Below are 15,104 nucleotides of genomic sequence, written 5' to 3' on the forward strand. Positions count from 1 at the left end.
GCCGCCGGACGCGCCTCAGGGGCCCGGACACGGCGCCCGGCCGGCCGCCGGGCCGTCCGGCCCTCCCGCCGCGCGGCGCCGCTTGTTAGCCTCGGCTGTCAGCCCGCCGTACGGCCGAGAGGATTCCGCCCGCCATGCTCACCACGCCGCTGACCTTCCGCGACGCCACCGAGGCCGACGTCCCCGCGCTCGTCGCGCTGGTGGAGTCGGCCTACCGCGGGGACGCCAGCCGGGCCGGGTGGACGACCGAGGCGGATCTGCTGGACGGCCGGCGGACCGACGCGGACGGCGTCGCCGAGGTGGTGCGCAACGACAGCGGCCGGCTGCTGGTCGCCGAGCGGGACGGCGAGCTGGTCGCCTGCTGCCAGCTGGAGCACCGCGGGGACCACGTCTACTTCGGGATGTTCGCGGTCCGCCCCGCGCTGCAGGGCGCCGGCCTGGGCAAGGTGATCATCGCCGAGGCCGAGCGCACGGCGGCGGCCACCTGGGGCGCCCCGGAGATGCGGATGACCGTCATACGCCAGCGCGAGGAACTCATCGCCTGGTACGAGCGCCGCGGCTACCGCCGCACCGGCCGGTTCAGCCCGTTCCCTTACGGCGACGAGCGGTTCGGCATCCCGCAGCGCGCCGACCTGGAGTTCGAGCTGCTGGTCAAGCCGCTGGGCTGAGCCACACCGGACAGCCGGAGCAGCTCCGCCCGGACGTGCGGCCGGCCTTCCCGCCGGGCGGCCCCGTACGTGGCGCCGCGTCCCGTACGCGGTGCCATGCCGCCCGCCCGCGGAAGGCCCCGGCTACGCCGTGAAGCGCACCGCCCGCCGGATCTCCGGCTGATCGGTCACCACCCCGTCCAGCCCCAGCCCGCGCGCCAGCCGCAGCTGGTCGTGGGTGTTCACCGTCCAGCCCAGCACCCGCAGCCCCGCGGCGTGCGCCCGCTCGACCAGTTCGAGGGTGAGCCGGCGGATGTCGAGCGACACCAGACCCGCGCCCACCGCCGTGGCGCGGTCCACGATGTCGGCGCCGTACCACTCGCCGACCAGCCCGGTGCGCACCCCCGGCAGCAGTGTGCGGATCTCCGCCAGCGCCTCGTCGTGGAACGAGATGACCTCCACCCGGCCGGCCAGATCGCGCGAGCGCACCACCTCGGCCAGCGCCTGCGCCGCCGCGACGTCCTTGATCTCCGCCTGCAGCGGCAGCCGCACCGCGTCCGCCACGTCCTCGAACACCGGGATCCGCTCGCCCTGCCCGGCGTCCAGCTCCCGCAGTTCGGCGAGGGTGCGCTCGGCGACCGGGCCGGTGCCGTCGGTGGTCCGGTCGACGTCCGGATCGTGCATCACCACCAGCGCGCCGTCCTTGCTCAGGTGCAGGTCCAGTTCGACGGCGTCGACGCCCTCGCGTTCGGCGCGGACGAAGGAGCGCAGGGTGTTCTCCGGCTCCACACCCATCAATCCGCGGTGCCCGATGGTGAGAAAGGACAAGGCTGCCTCGCTTTCAGTCGGCTCGGTTGCGGTCGGCTCCGTGCACATGTCGCCGCCGGCGCACTGCCGCCCGAAATGGCGCACAGCCTAATCCGCCGGCGAACGGCAGCGCCGTAGGGACAAGTCCCCTCTAGCCCGTACGAGTGCCCGCCGGCCGCCTCCGCTACGCACCGCCGAGTGCCCCGGAACCCGGCCGGACCTGATCAACACCTGCCCCGACGCGGCGAGTTGAGCGACATTCCGCCACACCCGGCCGCCCGCGCCGCCGGCATCACCACCGCGCCGCGGCCGCCCACCGCCCTACGGCCGCCGGCGCCGCCGCGCCGGTCGCGCCTGCTCCGGCCCCTGCCCGGCCCGGACCGCCCCCGTCCGCCCCGTGCTTCCTCACCCGCCCAGCCGGTCCGCGATCTCCCTCATCTACCCCACTCCACGCCGGAGAAAACGCGGAATCGTCCACCGCAAGTGGCAGGAAGTGAGGTCGAAGCCACATCTCACAGGAAAATCAGCCGTGACCATGGGGCGTCCGCAGAATATTTTTCACCAGGCCCACTTGAATGGCCGATCCTTGGCTGGTTACGGTGGTCTCACAGGACGATCTATCGCCGGAGGGCAGTCATGACGGAAATTCTTTCGCCTGTGGGTGCCCGGGGCGGCACCCTGTCGGACGGCTCCGTGGTCGCACACCCCGCCTGGCCCGTGCTGAAGGACGCCATCGAGTCCCTCCGCCCGTGGCAGTCCAAGGACGGCTCCGTCGACCTCGCCGCGGACGGCGCACCCACCGCTGCGGCGGTCCGCCAGGAGGTCGAGCGGGCCGTCAGGGCCATCCGCGACCTCGCCCCGCTGCTCCCGCACGACGCCGCCTACCACGAAGCCCTCGTCGCCGATCTGCGCCGCTGGGCCGAGGAGGGCTTCGGCGTCCCCGACTTCCTCGACTCGCTGCTCGCCTTCCAGCCCGCCCGGCAGCGCGCCGACGGCCTCCAGCACCTCGTCGTCTTCCCCATGTACACCCAGAACGGCAACCCGGACCGCAACTTCGAGGCCGTCGTGCTGCGCATGGTCTGGCCGGACTGGCTCGCCGAGCTGGAGCGCACCCGCTACGACAACCCCCTCTTCTGCGGGATCACCTTCGAGGACTTCACCGCCGGCTACGACACCAACTCGGCCGTCCTCTTCCCCGAGACCATCGCGGTCCGCCAGGCCCCCGAGCGGTTCAGCTGGGGCGGCATCTTCTGCGACCGCGAGGCCGCCCGCTTCCGCCGGGTCAGCGAGGCCGCCGTGGACATCCTCGGCGTCGACCTCCCCGCGGACATCCGCGCGCTCCTCGGTGACCAGCAGCGCTGCCAGCAGGCGTTCGTCCTCTGGGACATGATCCACGACCGCACCCACAGCCACGGCGACCTGCCGTTCGACCCCTTCATGATCAAGCAGCGCCAGCCGTTCTGGATGTACGGCCTGGAGGAGCTGCGCTGCGACCTCACCGCCTTCAAGGAGGCCGTGAAGCTGGAGGCCGAGGGCTACCCGCAGGCCCGGGACGTGCAGTTCGCGGTGATCTTCGACCGGATGTTCCGCTTCCCGGTCACCGGCGAGCGGGTGCGCAATTATGACGGCCTCGGTGGCCAGCTGCTCTTCGCCTACCTCCACAAGCACGACGTCGTACGCTGGACGGACAACACACTGCACATCGACTGGGAGCGGGCGCCCAGGGTCACCAACCAGCTCTGCGGCGAGATCGAGAAGCTCTACCGCGACGGCATCGACCGGCCCAAGCTGGTCCACTGGTTCGCCGCCTACGACCTGGTCTCGACCTACCTCGCCCCGCACCCGGGCTCGGTCTGGGCCAAGGGCCCGGACGCCCTCGACCTGGACCGTCCGCCGCGCAAACTCGTCGACGACGTGCTGCCCGACGAGTTCCCGCTGAGCATGTTCTACGAGGCGCTCGCCAAGAAGCTGCGTTCTGTGATCGCCTCGACCAAGGGCATCACCGCCCACAGCGAGACGCCGGTGGCGGCGTGAAGAGCGCGCGGACCGAGCAGGAAGACAACGTGCAGAGCGTGCGGACCGGCCGGGACGCCAGGCCGGCGGCCGTCCAGGGGCAGGACGAGGAGGCGACGGAGATGGGTACTTCGACGGGCGGCCAGGGGCCGCTGGAGGGCGCGGTCATCGCGGTGGCCGGAGCGGCCGGACCGGCGGGCCGGGCCACCCTGCTGCGGCTGGCCGAGGCCGGCGCGGTGGTGGTCGGCTCGGACTCCAACCCCGAGCGGCTGGCGGAGGCCGTCGACGCGGCCCGCTACGCCCACGGCGGCGCCACGGTCATCGGCGAGACGGTCGACCTCCTCGACCTCGACCAGACCCGCGAATGGGCGGCCCGCACGGAGAAGGAATTCGGCCGGGTCGACGGCCTGGTCCACCTCGTCGGCGGCTGGCGAGGCTGCTCGACGTTCACCGAGACCGACCTGGCGGACTGGGAGACCCTGCACAAGCTGCTGATCCGCACCGTCCAGCACACCTCCCTCGCCTTCAACGACGCGCTGGAACGCAGCGGCAACGGCCGCTACCTGCTGATCAGCGCCGCCGGCGCCAGCAAGCCCACCGCCGGCAACGCCGCCTACGCCGCGTCCAAGGCGGCCGCCGAGGCATGGACCCTTGCCATGGCCGACGGCTTCCGCAAGTCGGGGGGCGAGGCCGGACCGCGCGCCGCGGCTGCCATCCTGATCGTGAAGGCGCTCGTCAACGACCAGATGCGCGCCGAGCGACCGAACGCCAAGTTCGCGGGCTTCACCGACGTCACGGAGCTGGCCGAGGCCATCGCCGAGGTCTGGGACCGGCCCGCCCAGGAAGTGAATGGACAGCGTCTGTGGCTGACCCCCAAGCCGTGAACCGGGCGAAGACCGACGCCCGGCAGCACCACGACCCGCAGATCCGCGGCTTCGCCAGCGACAACTACGCCGGTGCGCACCCCGAGGTGCTCGCCGCGCTCGCCCTCGCCAACGGCGGCCACCAGGTCGCCTACGGCGAGGACGAGTACACCGAACACCTCCAACGGGTCTTCCGCAGCCACTTCGGCCAGCGCGCCCAGGCGTTCCCGGTGTTCAACGGTACCGGCGCCAACGTCGTCGCACTCCAGGCCGTCACCGACCGCTGGGGCGCGGTGATCGCCGCCGAATCGGCGCACATCAACGTCGACGAATGCGGTGCCCCGGAGCGGATCGGCGGCCTCAAGCTGCTCACCGTCCCCACCCCCGACGGCAAGCTCACCCCCGAGCTGATCGACCGCCAGGCATGGGGCTGGGACGACGAGCACCGCGCCATGCCACAGGTCGTCTCGATCACCCAGAGCACGGAACTGGGCACCGTCTACACGCCCGACGAGGTCCGCGCGATCTGCGACCACGCCCACGAGCGCAACATGCTCGTCCACCTCGACGGCTCCCGGATAGCCAATGCCGCCGCCACCCTCGACGTCCCCATGCGCGCCTTCACCAACGCCGTGGGCGTCGACATCCTCTCCTACGGCGGCACCAAGAACGGCGCGGTCTTCGGCGAGGCCGTGGTCGTCCTCAACCCCGACGCGGTCCGCGCCATGAAGCATCTGCGCAAGCTCTCCATGCAGCTCGCGTCCAAGATGCGCTTCGTCTCCGTCCAGTTGGAGGCACTCCTCGCCAAGGACCTGTGGCTGCGCAACGCCCGCCACGCCAACACCATGGCCCAGCGCCTGGCCACCGGCGTCCGCGAGATCCCCGGCATCGAGATCCTCTACCCCGTCCAGGCCAACGGCGTCTTCGCCCGCCTCCCGCACGAGGTCAGCGAACGCCTCCAGAAGCGGTTCCGCTTCTACTTCTGGGACGAGGCGGCCGGGGTGGTGCGGTGGATGTGCTCGTTCGACACGACGGAGGGGGATGTCGACGCGTTTCTTTCGGCGATCCGCGAGGAGATGGGCCGATAGGCCCGTTTATTCCCACGTTGTCGGGTTTCCCGCCGTGCGGGTTCCTGTTTTGCGCCTGCGGCGCATTGCTTGTCCGCTGCGCGGGGCTGTTCGGCCGCGGTGCCGGGCCTCCGGGGCAGGGGGTGTGTCCGGACTGCTGTCGCTTTACGTCCGGACACACCCCCTGCCCCTCCGACCCGTCCCCTCCCGTGGGTGGTCATGGAGACGGTGGGTGCGGGCGTGCGTGAGCGGTCCCGTGCCGGCTCGCTTACCCATTGCCGGTCACCCATCAGTCCGGGGCCTGCACTTGCCCACCAGGCATGAGCCCCAACTGACCTGAAATCCGACCCTCAACGGGAGGGGACGGGTCGGAGGGGGTGGTGTGCCGGACGTAAAGCGAAGCAGTCCGGCACACCACCCCCGGAGGCCCGTCACCGCACCCGACAGCCCCGCGCAGCGGACAACAAGCCCGCGAAGCGGGCCGGAAGCGCGCCGTCAGGCGCAAGCGCGGCGAACCCCTACGGCGGGAAAGCCGACTACGTGGGAGGGCAGCCAAGCGCAGCGGACGGTGCGGTGCCGCCCAGGTGGGCCGGAATCCACCACGTGTCCTCGGCGTCCCGAGGACGCACGGGATACGCACGCTGGGCGGCTTCCAGGAGGTCCTGGACGCGGGCCCGCAGGCGGTCGGTGATCTTTTCGGCCTGATCGGCCGGGTCGGCCTCCACCGGCTCGCCCACCCGGATCGTTATCGGGAAGTGGTGGCGGCCCAGCTGGCGCTTGTGGCCCTTGGTCCACAGCCGCTGGGTGCCCCACAGCGCCATCGGGAGCAGCGGGACGCCGGCCTCCTGGGCCAGTCGTGCCGCGCCCGACTTGAAGTTCTTCAGGGTGAACGACTCGGAGATCGTCGCCTCGGGGAAGACCCCGATGATCTCGCCGGAGCGCAGTGCGGAGAGCGCGTGCTTGTAGGCGTGCGTGCCCTGCGTCCGGTCCACCGGGATGTGCTTCATGGCCCGCATCAGCGGCCCGGACACCTTGTGCCGGAAGACCGATTCCTTGGCCATGAACCGCACCAGCCGCTTGGCCGGGCGGGCCGCCAGCCCGCAGAAGACGAAGTCCAGATAGCCGATGTGATTGCTCACCAGCACCGCCCCGCCGCGCCGCGGGATGTGCTCCGTGCCGGCCACGTCGAACTTCAGGTCCAGCGTCTTGAAGAGCGTACGGGCGGCGCCGATGACGGGCGGGTAGACGAACTCGGCCATGTCCGGGGGCCCCTTCTCTGTGCCTGGGGAGGGTTCTCCCGGCGGAAACCTACGCAGAGGTAACTCTGCGGCTCGGGAGATCGTGCCCGATGTTCGCTGTCGGCGGCCAGCGCGTGGGCGCCTCCCGGCGGGAGATTCTCGTCACGTGGGAGGGGCGGGGAGAGGGAAAGCAGCAGGTCGTGGGCGGTTTCAGGAGGGGTGCGTCCGGCGTCGTGGTGCGTGGCAGGTCGTTGTGCGGTGGGGTTCCGGTGGAGAGCGTGGAGTGCGGTGGTGGTGTGGGGCCGGGAATCTTTGTGGTCCTGAGGACGCTGCATGCTGGGAAGGGGCGCGGCGAAGGGGGAGGGATGCCGGGCAGGTTCGCCGGTCGTAGGGACGGAAGGACGAAGGTGGGCGAGCGGGAGGACGAGGCGCGGCTGGTGGCCGCGGAGATCGGTGCGGAGCTGGGGGAGCGGGCCACCCTCCTCCAGTTCTCCAGTGCCTTCTGCCAGCCCTGCCGGGCCACCCGGCGGGTGCTGGCCGATGTCGCGGGGATGGTCGAGGGCGTGGCCCATGTCGAGATCGACGCGGAGGACCGTCTGGAGCTGGTGCGCCGGCTGGAGATCCTCCGCACGCCGACGGTCCTGGTGCTCGACGGACACGGCGCGGTCGTCCGCCGCGCCGCGGGGCAGCCGCGCAAGGCCGACGTCATCGCGGCACTGGGGGCGGCGGTCCGTGATTGATCTCCCAGATTCCGGGCGCCACTTGACGCTGTGGGGCACGCGTCGTCAGCCTGACGTCATGCGGCCAGGCATCTTCCTTCTTCTGTACGGACGCGCGCACGTCGATCTGCAGCGGACCGCCAGCGCGCGCTGTCCCGGCGTGTGAGCAGCGACGACCTCACCGCCGCCGCCCGCCCTTCGGCCGCCGGCGGCCCCGCCCGGGCGCACAGCCCACAGCAGAAGGACAACTCCATGACGGTCTCGCCCGAACTCGGCACGGCCCGTACCGCCTCCCCGGAACTCCTGCGCTCCGTCTTCCGCCGGCACGCCGCGGGCGTCGCGGTGATCACCGCGGCCGGTCCCGGCCCCGTCGGTTTCACCGCCACCTCGCTCACCTCCGTCGCCGCCGAGCCCCCGCTGCTCTCCTTCGGCATCGGTACCGGCGCCTCCAGCTGGCCCGTGGTCTCCGAGGCCGCGCACATAGGCGTCCATCTCCTCGGCGAGCACCAGGAGGAGTTGGCCGCCACCTTCGCCCGCAGCGGCGCCGACCGGTTCGGCCCGGCCACCTCCTGGCGCACCGGCCCCGAGGGCGTGCCCCTGCTGGACGGCGTGGTGGCCTGGCTGGTGTGCCGGGTGGTCGCCCGGATTCCGGCCGGTGACCACCGGATCGTGCTCGCCGAGCCGGTCGTCGGCGACCCCGCCGGACCGGGCCGCCCGCTCCTCTACCACCAGGGCGCCTTCAACGCGTTGCGGGACTGACGGGTTCCTCCGGACCTGCTTCGTCGCCTCGTTGGAGCCGTTGGGAAGGTCACATTTCGGCGGCCTTGATTCGGGGCGACGGAGTGTATGTACTAGCGAGTAACATGACGGTCGGCGCGGGGATCCGTATCCGACCGGGAGCCGCCCCGTGAGGCGCCTATGCTGCCAGCACAAGGCAGTTCTGAAGAGACGAAGCAGGTAGGAGAGCCGGCGTGAGCTTGAGGATCGTTGTCTGTGTGAAGTACGTGCCCGACGCCACCGGCGACCGGCACTTCGCCGAGGACCTGACCGTCGACCGGGACGACGTGGACGGCCTCCTCTCGGAGCTCGACGAGTACGCCGTCGAGCAGGCCCTGCAGATCAAGGAAGCCAACGACGACGACGCGGAGATCACGGTCCTGACCGTCGGTCCCGAGGACGCCACCGACGCGCTGCGCAAGGCGCTGTCGATGGGTGCCGACAAGGCCGTCCACGTCGAGGACGACGATCTGCACGGCACCGACGCGCTCGGCACCTCGCTCGTGCTCGCCAAGGCCATCGAGAAGACCGGCTACGACCTCGTGGTCTGCGGTATGGCCTCCACCGACGGCACCATGGGCGTACTGCCCGCGCTGCTCGCCGAGCGGCTCGGTGTCCCGCAGGCGACCCAGCTCTCCCAGGTCGCCGTCGCCGACGGCAAGGTCACCGGCCGCCGGGACGGCGACACCGCCAGCGAGCAGCTGGAGGCCGCGCTGCCGGCCGTCGTCTCCGTCACCGACCAGTCGGGCGAGGCGCGTTACCCCTCCTTCAAGGGCATCATGGCGGCCAAGAAGAAGCCGCTGGAGACCCTGGACCTGGAGGACCTGGACATCGAGGCCGAGGAGGTCGGCCTGGAGGGTGCCTGGACCAAGGTCGAGTCGGCCACCGAGCGTCCGGCCCGTACCAAGGGCACGATCGTCACGGACGAGGGCGAGGGCGCCAAGCAGCTCGCCGAGTTCCTCGCGGGCCAGAAGTTCATCTGAGCCGCGGGCCCGGGGCGCCACCCCCGGGCCGGGGCCGCTGCCGCGGCCGGGGCAGGGGTCAACTCCCCTATCTCTGCTGGCACATGACGGTCCGTCGGAACCATCCCTTCCTCCCTCGCCCGCACTCTTCCCGCAGGAGCAATTGCCATGGCTGAAGTCCTTGTCTACGTCGACCACGTGGACGGCGCCGTCCGCAAGCCCACCCTCGAACTGCTCACCCTGGCCCGCCGCATCGGCGAGCCGGTTGCCGTGCACCTCGGCGCCGGCGTGGACACCGCCGCCCCCGTGCTCGCCGAGCACGGCGCGGTGAAGGTCCTGACCGCCGACGCCCCGGAGTTCGCCGAGTACCTCGTCGCCCCCAAGGTCGACGCGCTGCAGGCCGCCCACGAGGCGGTGTCGCCGGTCGCCGTCCTGCTGCCGTCCTCCGCCGAGGGCAAGGAGATCGGCGCCCGCCTGGCCGTCCGGATCGGCTCCGGCATCATCACCGACGCCGTGGACGTCGAGGCCGGCGACGAGGGCCCGGTGGCCACCCAGTCGGTCTTCGCGGCCTCGTACACCACCAAGTCGCGGATCACCAAGGGCACCCCGGTCATCACCGTCAAGCCCAACTCCGCCGCTCCGGAGGCCGCGCCGGCCGCCGGCACGGTCGAGCAGCTCGCGGTGACCGTCGGGGACGCCTCCAAGGGCACCAAGATCGTCTCGCGCACCCCGCGGGAGTCGACCGGCCGCCCGGAGCTGACCGAGGCCGCGATCGTGGTCTCCGGTGGCCGTGGCGTCAACGGCGCCGAGAACTTCCCGGTCATCGAGGCGCTCGCCGACTCGCTCGGCGCGGCCGTCGGTGCCTCGCGCGCCGCGGTGGACGCCGGCTGGTACCCGCACACCAACCAGGTCGGCCAGACCGGTAAGTCGGTCTCGCCGCAGCTGTACATCGCGGCCGGCATCTCCGGCGCGATCCAGCACCGTGCCGGTATGCAGACCTCGAAGACCATCGTCGCGATCAACAAGGATGCCGAGGCGCCGATCTTCGACCTGGTCGACTACGGCGTGGTCGGCGACCTCTTCGACGTCGTCCCGGCGCTGACCGAAGAGGTCAAGACCCGCAAGGGCTGACCCGGCCGGGCCCGCCGCGGGCCCGCGCACCGCATGGCCGAAGGCCCCGTACGTCGTCCGCGTACGGGGCCTTCGGCCGTGGGGCGGCCGGGCTGCTCAGGACCCGGTCTCGCCGTCCAGGGCCTCGCGCAGCAGATCCGCGTGCCCGTTGTGCCGGGCGTACTCCTCGATCATGTGGACGTACACCCAGCGCAGGTTGAGGGTGCGGCCCTTGTCGGTGGTGAAGGTCTCGTCCAGGCCGCGGCCGGCCGCCACCGCGTCGCAGGCCGCGATCTCGGCGAGCAGGGCCGCGTGGTCCGCCTCGGCCCGGGCCGGGTCGAGGCCGTGGAAGTCGGCGTCCGGATCGTCCTCGGTGGAGTAGAGGCTGTCGATCGCCTCGCCGGCGAACCGCTGCCGGAACCAGACGCGTTCGACGTAGGTCAGATGACGCACCAGGCCGAGCAGGGTGAGCGGGGACGGCGGGGTGGTGGGCCGGGCGAGCTGTTCGCCGGTCAGACCCGCGCACTTGGTGAGCAGGGTGTCACGGTGGAAGTCGAGCCAGCCCTGCAGCAAGGCGCGTTCGTCCGCCGCGGTGGGGATCTGCCGGCGTTCGATCCGGGGTGCGGTCCATGTCATGAGCGGGATTGTGGGCCGGGAGGGGCCGCTCGCGCCAGGGAGTTGCCGGCCCGCGGCGGTCCGCTGACCCGCGTCGCCACGGCCGGGAAGGTGTTGACCTCGCCTACCGACACCGTTAGCTTCGCTATACGGATTGTTGATTCCGTTGAGCGGAAATGCTCGGGGTCGGTGACGGCGGCGGGCACAAGCACCGGGAGGGTACCGAAATGGGGCAGCAGGAGACCGTGGCGACGAGCCTCGCGGACACCGTACGCGAGGGCATCGGAGCCGCTCTCGCCCAAGTGGACGCCGATCTGGCGCGGCGCTACCCGGGCGACCCCGGCACCCGCCAGCCGGTCCACACGGTCTACGTCCCCGGCGACGCCTTCACCGCCGGCACCCTCCGCTCCTGGGGCGACCAGGCGCTCGCCATGCTCGACGAGCACGCCCCCGACGCCGGCGCGCTCGCGGCCGTCCTCGGCCTCGCCGACGACCTCGCCGGCCCGGTGTACGAACGGGTCCGCGCCAAGCTGGAGCGCGAGCCCGTCGAGGACCTGCGGATCGACTTCGAGGACGGCTACGGCCCGCGGTCCGACGCCGAGGAGGACGAGACCGCCGCCCGCGCCGCCGCCCTGGTCGCCGCCGCCTACCGGGACGGTACCGCCGCGCCCTACATGGGCATCCGCATGAAGTGCATGGAGGCCGCCGTCCGCGACCGCGGCATCCGCACCCTGGACATCTTCCTCACCGGCCTGATGGAGGCCGGCGGACTCCCCGACGGCCTGGTGCTCACCCTCCCCAAGGTCACCTACGCCGAGCAGGTCACCGCCATGGTCCGGCTGCTGGAGGCGTTCGAGAAGGCCCGCGGCCTGGCGCCCGGCCGGATCGGCTTCGAGATCCAGATCGAGACCACCCAGGCCATCCTGGGCGCCGACGGCCGCGCCACCGTCGCCCGCATGATCGAGGCCGCCGAGGACCGCGCCACCTCCCTCCACTACGGCACCTTCGACTACAGCGCCTCCTGCGGCGTCAGTGCCGCCTATCAGGCCAGCGACCACCCCGCCGCCGACCACGCCAAGGCCGTCATGCAGGTCGCCGCCGCCGGCACCGGCGTCCGGCTCTCCGACGGCTCCACCAACGTGCTCCCGGTCGGCCCCACCGCCCAGGTCCACGACGCCTGGCGGCTGCACCACGGCCTCACCCGCCGCGCCCTGGCCCGCGCCTACTACCAGGGCTGGGACATGCACCCGGGCCACCTGCCGACCCGCTACGCCGCCGTCTACGCTTTCTACCGCGAGGGCCTGGCGAAGGCCGCCGCCCGGCTCGCCGCGTATGCCGCCAAGACCGGCGGCGACATTGCCGACGAGCCCGCCACCGCGAAGGCCCTCAGCGGCTACCTTCTCCGCGGCGTCGACTGTGGCGCGGTCGACCCGGCGGAGGTCGCCCGCCTCACCGGCTTGACCCGCGCTGACCTGGACGGCCTGGCGGGGCGTCCCGCGAAGCGCGGCTGACGCGGCCGGTGCGCCCCGTACGTTGCCGGCTGTCCCGCCGTGGGGGTTGCGGTCTTTCCGCCTTCGGCGGAGGGGTTGTCGGGGCGGGGCCCCGCTGAGTGGTGGGTGCCGGGTTCGGTGCCTCCGGGGTGGGTGTTCGGACTGCTTCGCTTTACGCTCCGCTTCGCTCCGCCTTTGCTCTATTTCGAGCCTTCGGAAGCAAAGCCCGAACACCCACCCCTCCGGCACCGCCCCCTCCCGTACGTGGACGGGATCCCGCCCCGGTGGGAGAGACAGGTACAAGCAGCAACCCGGGGCGGCCCCTTTCCCTCAACTCCCACCGGGCGGGGGCGGCCAACTCACGGGAGGGGGCGGGCCGGAGGGGGCGGGTTTCCGGACGTAAAGCGAAGCAGTCCGGAAACCCGCCCCCGGAGGACCGCACCCGGCACCCACCGGCAACCGGGCGCCCCCACCCAACACACCCCCTCCGCCGAAGGCGGAAAGACCGCAACCCCCACGGCGGGGAAAGACGACAACGTGGGGCCTCACCCGGTGGGCCGGATTTCACCGGAGCCGCGTGCGATCAAGCGCGTGGGGATCTCCAGCCGCCTGGGCGGCTCGTCGGCGCCGTCGAGGCGGCGGAAGAGAAGCGTGGCGGCGGTGCGGCCGAGTTGGGCGGAGTCCTGGGCGACGACGGTGATCGCGGGGTGGACGAGGTCGGCCAGTTCGAAGTCGTCGAAGCCGACCAGGGCGACCGGGCGCGGGTGGTCGCGCAGGACCCGGACGGCGGTGACGGTGACGCGGTTGTTGCCGGCGAAGAGGGCGGTGACCGGCTCGGGGGCGGTCAGCATGGCCGTGGCCGCGGCGCGGACCCGGTCGGGGGCGGTGGAGCCGGGGGAGACCCAGGCGTCGGCGACCGGCAGACCGGCCTCGGCCATCGCGGTGCGGTAGCCGCGCAGCCGCTCCTTGGCCGTGTGGATGCCCGGCTGGTCGCCGATGAAGCCGATCCGGCGGTGGCCGTGCGCGATGAGGTGGGCGACCGCGGCCCGGGCGCCGCCGAAGTTGTCGGAGAGGACCACGTCGGCGTCGATCCGGCCGGCCGGGCGGTCGACGAAGACGGTCGCGACGCCGGCGGCTATCTCCGGTTCGAGGTAGCGGTGGTCGTCACCGGCGGGGATGACGACCAGCCCGTCCACCCGGCGGGCGCACAGCGCCAGCACCAACTCCTGTTCGCGGGCCGGGTCTTCAGCGCTGGAGCCGTTGATCAGCAGGGCGCCGTGGCTGCGCGCGACCTCCTCCACGGCGCGGCTGAGCGGGCCGTAGAAGGGGTCGGCGAGGTCTTCGAGGACCAGGCCGATGCTGGCCGTCCGGCCCTTGCGCAGGACCCGGGCGGAGTCGTTGCGGCGGAAGCCGAGCGCGGTGATGGCCTCCTGGACGCGGCGTTCGGTGTCCGGCGTGACGCCCGGCTCGCCGTTGACGACTCTGGAGACCGTCTTGAGACCGACCCCGGCACGGGCCGCGACGTCCTTCATCGTGGGGCGGGTGCCGTAGCGATGGGAGGTGCCGCGGGCGGTCTCGGTCACGTGGGTGGTCCTGTCTGGAGGGGGCGGATGCGGTGCCGGCGCGCGGACGGACGGGGCGCGCGGCCGGACCGTCGTGTGGCGACGAGCATAGCCTCTGGACAACGTTGTCAATTATCGGAAGACTGGCGTTCTCACGCCGGGCCGGACCCCGGCCCCCCCCCGGGCCCACCAGGAGAATTCGACACCGATGCAGACGGACCTCAGCGCAGCGCTGGACATTGGCGGCACCAAGATCGCCGGCGCTCTGGTGGACGCGCAGGGCAGACTCGTCGTCCGGGCCGCCCGGCCGACCCCCGCGGACCAGGACGGCGCCACCGTGATGCGCGCGGTGGCCGAGGTCGTCCGGGAGCTGGCCGCCGGGCCGGACTGGGTGCGGGTGGCGGCCGTCGGCATCGGCAGCGCCGGCCCGGTGGACGCCGCGGCCGGCACCGTCAGCCCGGTCAACATCCCCGGGTGGCGCGACTTCCCGCTGGTCGCCGGCGTGCGGGCGCTGGTCGGGGAGCTCCCGGTGACGCTGGTCGGCGACGGGGTCGCGATGACCGCGGCGGAGCACTGGCAGGGCGCCGCGCGCGGCCACGACAACGCGCTGTGCATGGTGGTCTCCACCGGGGTCGGCGGCGGACTGGTCCTCAACGGGCGGCTGCATCCGGGGCCTTCGGGCAACGCGGGACACATCGGGCACATCAGCGTCGACCTCGACGGCGACCCGTGTCCCTGCGGTGCGCGCGGCTGTGTGGAGCGGATCGCCAGCGGCCCCAACATCGCCCGCCGGGCACTGGCCGACGGCTGGCGGCCGGGCCCCGGCGGGGACACCAGCGCCGCAGCGGTCGCCGCCGCGGCGCACGCCGGCGACCCCGTCGCGCTGCGCTCCTTCGCACGGGCCGGACGGGCGCTGGCCGCCGGGATCGCCGCCACCGCCACCCTCGTCGAGATCGACATAGCGGTCGTCGGCGGCGGGGTCGCGGGCGCCGGCGAGGTCCTGTTCGCCCCGTTGCGCTCCGCTCTGCGGGACTATGCGACGCTGTCGTTCGTCTCCGGGCTGACGGTGGTCCCCGCGCAGACGGGGACGGACGCCGGCGTGGTGGGCGCCGCCGCGGCCGCCGCACAACAGTCCCGTCTCGATGCGTACGCCCCTGCTCCATAGGGGCATCGGCGGTCCCCCTCCGCCCCGTAGTCTGGTGCCGGCCGCGCCGAGGGCCACGGCGTGGCGCCC

General features: G+C 72.5%; 14 protein-coding genes. 10 read left to right on the forward strand and 4 right to left on the reverse strand.

The features are described from left to right. Nucleotides 1-134 precede the first annotated feature (134 nt). The gene (locus ACRAS8_RS29550; RefSeq protein ID WP_438489032.1) at nt 135-668 is read left to right on the forward strand and encodes a GNAT family N-acetyltransferase; all 534 of its coding nucleotides are present in this window, start codon (nt 135-137) and stop codon (nt 666-668) included. Between the two features lie 123 nt (nt 669-791). Here ACRAS8_RS29550 and ACRAS8_RS29555 read toward each other — a convergent pair whose 3' ends face one another. Continuing rightward, nucleotides 792-1,475 (reverse strand): glycerophosphodiester phosphodiesterase, encoded by a 684-nt coding sequence (locus tag ACRAS8_RS29555; RefSeq protein WP_438489033.1) that lies wholly within the window; start codon nt 1,473-1,475, stop codon nt 792-794. Nucleotides 1,476-2,090: 615 nt separating this feature from the next. On the opposite strand from ACRAS8_RS29555, the gene ACRAS8_RS29560 reads away from it, so the two are divergent. From ACRAS8_RS29560 to ACRAS8_RS29570, 3 genes are all read left to right on the forward strand, one after another. Further along, entirely contained in the window at nt 2,091-3,488 is a 1,398-nt protein-coding gene (locus ACRAS8_RS29560; protein WP_438489034.1) for a DUF6421 family protein, read from the forward strand. Nucleotides 3,489-3,589: 101 nt separating this feature from the next. Beyond that, nucleotides 3,590-4,351 (forward strand): SDR family NAD(P)-dependent oxidoreductase, encoded by a 762-nt coding sequence (locus ACRAS8_RS29565; RefSeq protein ID WP_438490633.1) that lies wholly within the window; start codon nt 3,590-3,592, stop codon nt 4,349-4,351. After that, complete coding sequence (locus tag ACRAS8_RS29570; RefSeq protein WP_438490634.1) at nt 4,348-5,418, forward strand: threonine aldolase family protein; 1,071 nt, start codon at nt 4,348-4,350, stop codon at nt 5,416-5,418. The genes ACRAS8_RS29565 and ACRAS8_RS29570 overlap by 4 nt, the downstream gene beginning before the upstream one ends. A 515-nt stretch (nt 5,419-5,933) precedes the next feature. On the opposite strand, the gene ACRAS8_RS29575 is transcribed toward ACRAS8_RS29570, so the two are convergent. After that, nucleotides 5,934-6,656 carry a lysophospholipid acyltransferase family protein gene (locus ACRAS8_RS29575; protein ID WP_438489035.1) on the reverse strand — a complete coding sequence of 241 codons (723 nt, stop codon included), beginning with the start codon at nt 6,654-6,656 and terminating at the stop codon, nt 5,934-5,936. Nucleotides 6,657-7,000: 344 nt separating this feature from the next. Here ACRAS8_RS29575 and ACRAS8_RS29580 point away from each other — a divergent pair, with 344 nt between their 5' ends. The 4 genes from ACRAS8_RS29580 to ACRAS8_RS29595 all read left to right on the forward strand — a co-directional run bounded on the left by ACRAS8_RS29580 (nt 7,001) and on the right by ACRAS8_RS29595 (nt 10,224). Next, on the forward strand, nt 7,001-7,375 hold the full coding sequence (locus ACRAS8_RS29580) for a TlpA family protein disulfide reductase (protein WP_438489036.1): 375 nt from the start codon (nt 7,001-7,003) through the stop codon (nt 7,373-7,375). Nucleotides 7,376-7,606: 231 nt separating this feature from the next. Next, nucleotides 7,607-8,113 (forward strand): flavin reductase family protein, encoded by a 507-nt coding sequence (locus tag ACRAS8_RS29585; RefSeq protein ID WP_438490635.1) that lies wholly within the window; start codon nt 7,607-7,609, stop codon nt 8,111-8,113. Nucleotides 8,114-8,325: 212 nt separating this feature from the next. Continuing rightward, nucleotides 8,326-9,114 (forward strand): electron transfer flavoprotein subunit beta/FixA family protein, encoded by a 789-nt coding sequence (locus ACRAS8_RS29590; protein ID WP_026247553.1) that lies wholly within the window; start codon nt 8,326-8,328, stop codon nt 9,112-9,114. Between the two features lie 147 nt (nt 9,115-9,261). Then, nucleotides 9,262-10,224, forward strand: a complete 963-nt coding sequence (locus ACRAS8_RS29595) for an electron transfer flavoprotein subunit alpha/FixB family protein (protein WP_438489037.1) — start codon at nt 9,262-9,264, stop codon at nt 10,222-10,224. A 96-nt stretch (nt 10,225-10,320) separates the two neighbouring features. On the opposite strand, the gene ACRAS8_RS29600 is transcribed toward ACRAS8_RS29595, so the two are convergent. After that, nucleotides 10,321-10,839 (reverse strand): DinB family protein, encoded by a 519-nt coding sequence (locus ACRAS8_RS29600; protein WP_438489038.1) that lies wholly within the window; start codon nt 10,837-10,839, stop codon nt 10,321-10,323. Nucleotides 10,840-11,045: 206 nt separating this feature from the next. Between ACRAS8_RS29600 and ACRAS8_RS29605 the strand changes: the two genes are divergently transcribed. After that, nucleotides 11,046-12,329: a DUF6986 family protein gene (locus ACRAS8_RS29605; protein ID WP_438489039.1), complete on the forward strand. Its 1,284-nt coding sequence runs from the start codon at nt 11,046-11,048 to the stop codon at nt 12,327-12,329. A 524-nt stretch (nt 12,330-12,853) separates the two neighbouring features. On the opposite strand, the gene ACRAS8_RS29610 is transcribed toward ACRAS8_RS29605, so the two are convergent. Continuing rightward, nucleotides 12,854-13,891, reverse strand: a complete 1,038-nt coding sequence (locus tag ACRAS8_RS29610) for a LacI family DNA-binding transcriptional regulator (RefSeq protein ID WP_438489040.1) — start codon at nt 13,889-13,891, stop codon at nt 12,854-12,856. A gap of 187 nt (nt 13,892-14,078) precedes the next feature. On the opposite strand from ACRAS8_RS29610, the gene ACRAS8_RS29615 reads away from it, so the two are divergent. Further along, the gene (locus ACRAS8_RS29615; protein WP_438489041.1) at nt 14,079-15,035 is read left to right on the forward strand and encodes an ROK family protein; all 957 of its coding nucleotides are present in this window, start codon (nt 14,079-14,081) and stop codon (nt 15,033-15,035) included. Nucleotides 15,036-15,104 lie beyond the last annotated feature (69 nt).

The organism is Streptomyces sp. S186, assembly GCF_051603415.1.
In the GTDB taxonomy this organism is placed as follows: Bacteria; Actinomycetota; Actinomycetes; order Streptomycetales; family Streptomycetaceae; genus Streptomyces.